This window comes from Erwinia oleae, from assembly GCF_000770305.1.
Classification (GTDB): Bacteria; Pseudomonadota; Gammaproteobacteria; order Enterobacterales; family Enterobacteriaceae; genus Erwinia; species Erwinia oleae.
This window is the reverse complement of record NZ_JNVB01000123.1, coordinates 1-6,010: the sequence shown is the minus strand read 5'-3', so window position 1 is coordinate 6,010 and position 6,010 is coordinate 1. Positions and strand designations below refer to the sequence as shown.

General features: G+C 59.8%; 9 protein-coding genes and 3 pseudogenes. All 12 read right to left on the bottom strand.

Going from position 1 to position 6,010, the window contains the following annotated elements:
• Positions 1-220, bottom strand: a pseudogene (locus GS12_RS25355) (phage tail tape measure protein); the annotation flags it as partial.
• A gap of 56 nt (positions 221-276) precedes the next feature.
• A pseudogene (locus GS12_RS21900) lies at positions 277-1,107 on the bottom strand (baseplate assembly protein); the annotation flags it as partial.
• Positions 1,108-1,111: 4 nt separating this feature from the next.
• A complete protein-coding gene (locus GS12_RS21895; protein WP_034950922.1) occupies positions 1,112-1,456 on the bottom strand; it encodes a GPW/gp25 family protein in 345 nt (114 codons plus the stop codon).
• A complete protein-coding gene (locus GS12_RS21890; RefSeq protein WP_034950919.1) occupies positions 1,453-2,088 on the bottom strand; it encodes a phage baseplate assembly protein V in 636 nt (211 codons plus the stop codon). The genes GS12_RS21895 and GS12_RS21890 overlap by 4 nt, the downstream gene beginning before the upstream one ends.
• 150 nt (positions 2,089-2,238) lie before the next feature.
• Positions 2,239-2,706: a phage tail protein gene (locus tag GS12_RS21885; RefSeq protein WP_034950916.1), complete on the bottom strand. Its 468-nt coding sequence runs from the start codon at positions 2,704-2,706 to the stop codon at positions 2,239-2,241.
• Positions 2,669-2,953 carry an Rz1-like lysis system protein LysC gene (gene lysC, locus GS12_RS25065; RefSeq protein ID WP_235421308.1) on the bottom strand — a complete coding sequence of 95 codons (285 nt, stop codon included), beginning with the start codon at positions 2,951-2,953 and terminating at the stop codon, positions 2,669-2,671. The genes GS12_RS21885 and lysC overlap by 38 nt, the downstream gene beginning before the upstream one ends.
• Positions 2,880-3,212: pseudogene (gene lysB / locus GS12_RS21880) on the bottom strand (Rz-like lysis system protein LysB); the annotation flags it as partial. The gene lysC and the pseudogene lysB, both read right to left, overlap by 74 nt.
• An 11-nt stretch (positions 3,213-3,223) precedes the next feature.
• Entirely contained in the window at positions 3,224-3,733 is a 510-nt protein-coding gene (locus GS12_RS21875; protein ID WP_034911889.1) for a lysozyme, read from the bottom strand.
• Positions 3,717-3,938, bottom strand: a complete 222-nt coding sequence (locus GS12_RS21870; protein WP_034950910.1) for a phage holin family protein — start codon at positions 3,936-3,938, stop codon at positions 3,717-3,719. Before GS12_RS21870 ends, GS12_RS21875 begins: the two co-directional genes overlap by 17 nt.
• On the bottom strand, positions 3,929-4,132 hold the full coding sequence (locus GS12_RS21865) for a tail protein X (RefSeq protein ID WP_034911886.1): 204 nt from the start codon (positions 4,130-4,132) through the stop codon (positions 3,929-3,931). The genes GS12_RS21870 and GS12_RS21865 overlap by 10 nt, the downstream gene beginning before the upstream one ends.
• A 309-nt stretch (positions 4,133-4,441) precedes the next feature.
• Positions 4,442-4,633 carry a Tum protein gene (locus tag GS12_RS21860; RefSeq protein WP_231566736.1) on the bottom strand — a complete coding sequence of 64 codons (192 nt, stop codon included), beginning with the start codon at positions 4,631-4,633 and terminating at the stop codon, positions 4,442-4,444.
• Positions 4,634-4,774: 141 nt separating this feature from the next.
• A partial coding sequence (locus GS12_RS21855) for a replication endonuclease (protein ID WP_160279932.1) occupies positions 4,775-6,010 on the bottom strand: 1,236 nt, incomplete at its 5' end.

The following is a 6,010-nucleotide window of genomic DNA, read 5'->3' as shown; positions in this document are numbered from 1 at the left end:
GACCTGCACCAGCAATGAGCAGGTTGATGCCGCTGATAACCGGTACGGCAACGTAGCCCACCGCGCCGACCAGCCCGGCGACGCCGATAGCGACCGTGCCAATAACGCCGAGCGTTTGCGTCAGCGACTGGTTTCGCTGCACCCAGTCATCAAGTTTCAGCAAATAGTCGGTTGCCGTCTGCGTAAGCTTGCGCAGGCCGGGCGCCTGCTGCTCAAAGATCCTGACGTTCAGCGCGTCATACGCCTGTTGAAGCTGGCCAATGTCGCCGCCGAGGTCAGCGGGGAAGCCAGCTCGACGCGCTGCACGCCTTCGACATGAAGCGCGGCATAAATAGCGGACTGGCGGATATCGCGTCCCAGCCGGTGCTGCGAACTGATATAGGTTTTTAACTGCTGCTCCGCAGCCTGACGAAGGGGTTCGGCTTCCGGGCCGGGGTAAAAATAGAGCGTGGCGTCAATCTGATAGGGCACAATTTCCGCGCTCTGCACGGTCACGCGGTCGCCGACCGGCCGCACGTTGTCGGCGCTGAGCGCCTTCTGCACCACCGCCAGCAGCGCTTCGCTTGCCGTACCGTTCGCCTCGCGTGACAGCACGCTGATCGTGACGCTGGCAGGCGTCGGGCTGACCACGGAGATGTCGGCAACGCGCCCGTCAGCACTGCGGCCATGATATTCGTAAGCGCCGGTCGGCCCCGCCACGCTCAGCCCTTCAAAGGCCTGCTGCGCGCGCAGCCGTAAATCCGTATCAGACTCCATCACCGCGGGCGTCGGCGGAAGGGTGCTGCTGTCGCCGGGCGTGATGGTCAGCCGCACGGTGTTGTTGTTTGCGGCCAGCAGGTCGAGATCCGCATTTTCCGCATAGGCCAGCATCACGGCGCGGGCCGCCTCGTTGACCCGCTGACGCCAGATAACTTCGCGATAGGCGTTCTCCTCAAGGAATTTGGTTAGCGGCTCTGACTCCAGCGCCAGCGTGCGGGCAACGGCCTCCTGCTGCTCGCCGGGAAACAGGGAAATCAACGTTGCCTTGCGTTCGGCGAGCAGGGCTTCAAAATCCAGCGTCTCCACCACGTTTGGCGCAGGCAGCTGGTTCAGATCGATAATCGGCATGGTTTCAACTCACAGGAAGGGTTAACGAAAGGCTTTCGCCGCTCTCACGTACACCGGTCAGGTTGACCACCATTTGACCGCTAAGCTGACGTTCGATGGTCACCGCGCTCAGCGTGACGCGCGGCTCCCACTTCAAAATGGCCATGTAACAGGCCGCCATAATTTGCAGCTCAAGGGCGGCGGTCTGCGGCTGATCGATCATCAATGAGAGCAGCGATCCGTAGTCGCGGCGCATCACGCGCGACCCCACCGGTGTGCGTAAAATATCGCTCAGGCTCTGGCTGATATGCTCAACGTCAGTGAGGGTTCGGCCGGTTGTCTGGCTCATGCCGATATAGCGTGCCGTCATAGTGGCGCTCCTGTGGTTCCGCCGCTGTCGCCGGGATGTTTATGGGTGTGCAGCACCTTGCCGTTGGACGACAGCGCGCCGCCGGCGTGTTCGATGTTGCCGCTCAGTTTGCCGCCGTTCTGCACCTCCAGCGTGCCGGTAATCAGCTTGCTGGTGCAGACCACCTCCGGCGTATTAAGCGTGACGCGGCTTGATGCGTTCAGAGTCAGGGTGGGCGCCGTGGCGGTGATGCTATCTGAAGCGTTAACCTCAGCGGTTTTGATGCCGTGGGCGGTCAGCGCGCTGGTCAACGGCTCATAAGCGATAACCGCGCCGTCAGGGAACGTCACCTGCCATGCGTCTGCCGAGGACGACGGCGCGGGATGATCGTCAGAAAAGATGCCCGGCAGCACAAATGCCGTCTCCAGCTCGCCGCCCAGCGCCAACAGCAACACCTGTTCACCGATGGAAGGCGCCCACCAGCTGCGCGATCGTCCGGCGCGCTGGGTAAGCCACTGAAGCCAGTCGGTGCAAATGCCGCCGGTCTGCACGCGACAGCGCCCGCTTGCAAGATCGATATCAACAATCACGCCAATGCGGATCATGTTGCGCAGCGTACGGGTTAATTCATGGATGGATGCGAGTGTATTCATGGGAGAAATGATGCCGCCTGAAGGCATTCATCGGCAATGTGAAGGCGTTTAACCGCCCATGACACAACATTGTTCAAACCGACCGTTCATCAATGCAAAACCGCCGCGCGACCTGTCGGCAACGGCGGCGGCAAGTCCTTCCTCGCCCGATTACTCGTCCCAGCGGCTTATCAGTTCGCCATGAACGTACAGCGCCACCGGACGCGTCACCGGCTTCGGCACAGGCGGCTCAGCAATGCTCAGCACGTGCAGACCGTCTTCTTTTTCCTCCACCAGCGTGCGTTCAGTCAGCAACAGGTCAATAGTGACGCTGAGGCTGCCGTCGCTGTTGAAATCCGCGGCGAAGGTGAATCCTTTTGATCGCGACGCATCATCCGTCATCACATCCGGCTGATTCTCACGCAGCCACGCGAGGACGGGCGCAAGCAGCACGTCGATATCCTCCGCCAGGTTCGTTACCGTAAGGCGAAGCGTGAACCGTTTTTCAAACGACAATGATGCGGCCAGCGTAGCCGCAATACTGCCGTTCGTCAGGGAGATACGCAGCGCGTCGGGATTCGCGTGCAGCGTTGGCACGGCATCAGTCAGCGCCCGGCGAAGGGTTTCGTGTTTCAGCATCTGTTTCATCCTGGCATTGTTTAACGGCTTCAACCTGAAGCGCGCAGCTCACTAACGCACGCTCAAGCTGGTTAATATCGGCGCTCAGATCGCCGTTCGTTTCCGGCCGGCTGCCCGGCATCGGGCAGAGGCTCACCTTCGGGCAACGGTTGTAAACAGCTACCGGCGCTGGCGCAGGCGGCGCGCCGGTGCACCCGACGCACAGCATCAGGAAGAGCAGCCCCATACCACTGGCGGAAGTTTTCATCGTTGTTAAGTAACCTCTTAATGATCTGTTCGCGCTGCGCCTGGCGTTCACCGGCGGCGCTCAGTTTCTGACGCAGTTCCGCCTGCGCCCGCTCGTTTTTTTCCGCACGCAACGTCACTGCGGCAAGCCGACGCGTCAGCCGTTCTGTCTCAGCCTGCTGCTCGCTGGCGACCAGGCGCGCACTTTCCAGGCGGGCGCGCTGTGCGCCGTTTTCATGACGCAGCCACAGCAGCCCGACGACCGCAACCGCCAACAGCACCAGCAGCGTTCTCACGCAGCCCCCAGCAGGCAACGTTCACGCTCGCGCTGGCGACGGTTTTCCAGCCCGTGGCTTTTAACGCCGTTGATGTAGACCCAGCGGCCGAGCTGCCCGCATGCCTGACGCCACTGCTGGCGCCGCAAATGAGACGCCAGCGTTGATCGGCAGGCGGCGCCGGCTCCCACGTTGAAGGCAAAGCTGACGACTGCGTCATACACCGGCTGCGGCATCTTCACCGGCACGCAGGCTTCAAGACGACGCTCAATGTTAAGCACGTCGGCCACCAGATTTGTCGCCGCGTCGCGTCCGGTAATATCGCTTTCCGGCATCACGCCTGCGGTATGCCCGATACCCGATGTCCATACGCCAGCGCTGCACTGATAAGGGCGCAGACGGCAGCCTTCAAGGTTGGCGAGCAGAGCCAGTCCCTCAGGCGAGGTGTGAAGCAGTCGGTAGTCCGGCAGCAGCGCCGCCAGCGCCAGCACGGCGGCCACGCTGCATCGCTTAACAATTGAGTTCACGCGTCAACCCTTTGTCGTTAGCCATTGTCGTCAGGTAGCGATAGGTTTTCCGTCGATACCAAAAATTGACCAGCGCGGTAAAAATGGCGCAGCTTCCACCGATAAAAAATGCGTACTTCTCCGGCGTTTGTGTGCCAAACCAGGCGAGCGCGGCGGACAGCCAGTAGGTGATAAAGGTGCTGATCCTTTCCATCGTCAGTCCCAGAGGTTGACCGTGGAGGTAACCGGCTTCGCGGCTACCTCCGGGAGCGCAACGGCGGTGCCATGCGGCAACACCGCGCCGTGCGTCGCCAGCGACGGGTTAAAGGCGAGTACCTGTTCAAAAACGCCCTCGGTGCGCCCGTAGTAGCGCAGGCAGATGGCATCAAGGGTGTCGCCCTGTTGTGCAATGATCTGCATCAGAATGTGCTCTCTCAGAAAAGGGTAAAATGCCGGACGCGCGCGGCACCGACGGAAACCGGTGGCACGGTATTCAGGGAAGCGTTGATAGCGATATGCTCGCCCCGACGCGCGCTGACGGCACAACCGCCAGCGTTGACAGATTAGGATGTAGAGATTTTTTTGACATGTCAGCCGCCCTGGTTGATGGATGATTGGGTGTGGGAGTAGTTTGCTTCTCCCACCCCATCACCGCCAGCAACGCCGGATGGCGTAGTTATGGAACAACGTCGCCCTGAAACCCTCTGCCGTTCTCGCCCGTTATGATCGTTATTTTTTGGGGCGATTCCCGGCAAAGAGAATGGACCAGGCATCGTTTTTAATCAGATTACCTCGTGCAATTTCGGCAATCAGATCCAGTGCAATTTCACGATCCCGCTCCTGACAAATGCCTTCGGTGGTTAACCGCGCAATCATTTCTACCCGCTCAAGCATGACCCGTTCTTCAAATTCGCTGCTCACAGATCCCCCTCAAAGATACTGTACAAAAATACAGTATTACGTAATAACTTCGAAAAGTGAAGAAAATTATTGTTAACGGAAAGTTTCTTATGCTGATGATATATAGAGATAATTTATTGAATCCCTTTCCAGCCCGCTTGGTTATTCCATTAAAAAGCTTGAGGTATCGCACACAATCCTGCGCGTACTGACATCACTTTCAGGCCGTCGGCAGCCGTACCTGAACAACCTCGTTTCCTCTCGCCCTTGTCGCCGGCCGACAGGGCTTGCCGCTTTTAACCGCTGGAAAAGTCGTTGTCGATCTGTCCTGCTGAGTGGCCTGGTGAAGTCCAGCGGCCGATGACTGTCGTCCGGCGTACAATTATTGACAGAACTCCAAGAGGGCGCGCGTTGAATATCCTCAACCTGCGTCTTTTTCGGCACGATTTTCCACTGCACAAGGCGCGTGACTATCGGACAACCCGCACCAACGGCGGCGTCATAAACGCCGCGAACCACCAGCACCGCTTCGCCATACCGATTAAGCGCCTCGCGCGGGGCGTACAGCGTCCGTACCTGCAATTCATCACGGCGCACGAACGGGCCGCCCTGTGCGTTAACGTAGTCGGCCCAGTTGCCGGTATCGGCAGCCTCGTGCACGGCGGCAAACTCAACGCTCATCGCGCGGGCGGTTTCCGCGTCGGCCATGCGCCGCAGCTCGCGCCAGACCGTCACCGGCGCACCGCCGATAAACTGAAACTGGCGGATATGCCAGCGCGATGCCCACGCAGAGACCGCAGCGGCGGCCTCTTTCAGCAGCGCCCCGCTCTCCTTGTCGCGCTCGCCATCCAGCGCATAGCCATCAATGTTTTTCGCGATATATTTCGCCACATAGCCGGTCGCGCTGCCCTTCGCCGGATCGATGGCTTCGGCGTGGAAACGCGCCTTTTGAGCTTTGTCGCTGGCCAGCTCGTGCTGGTCTTCCTGACAGGCGTGCTCGCGCATTACCGCACGTATTTGTGCGACATCTTTCGGCAGCATAAACATCAGCATATGCCAGTGCGGCGTGGCATCGTGATGAGGCTCGGCGACGCGGATGCCAAACAGCCGGATTCCGTCGCGATGCAGTTTCGCGCGAATGCGTGCCCACAAACGATTCAGATAGTGCTGCGTTTCCGCCGGGCTGGCGCCGTGCCATCCGGGATTGTGGTAACCCGTGCCGCGGCTGGCGTGATATTTTGACGGCGCGGTGAGGGTATAAAATTCCCCGACGTAGCCCAGCGCGTGACAAATCGTTTCGAAACCGCGAATGCGCGTCATCAGCTCACAGCGGCGAATGGCGGGATTGGCGTTCGACGCATCGTATTTGTCGATCAGGCTGATGCGATTGCCCTGTTC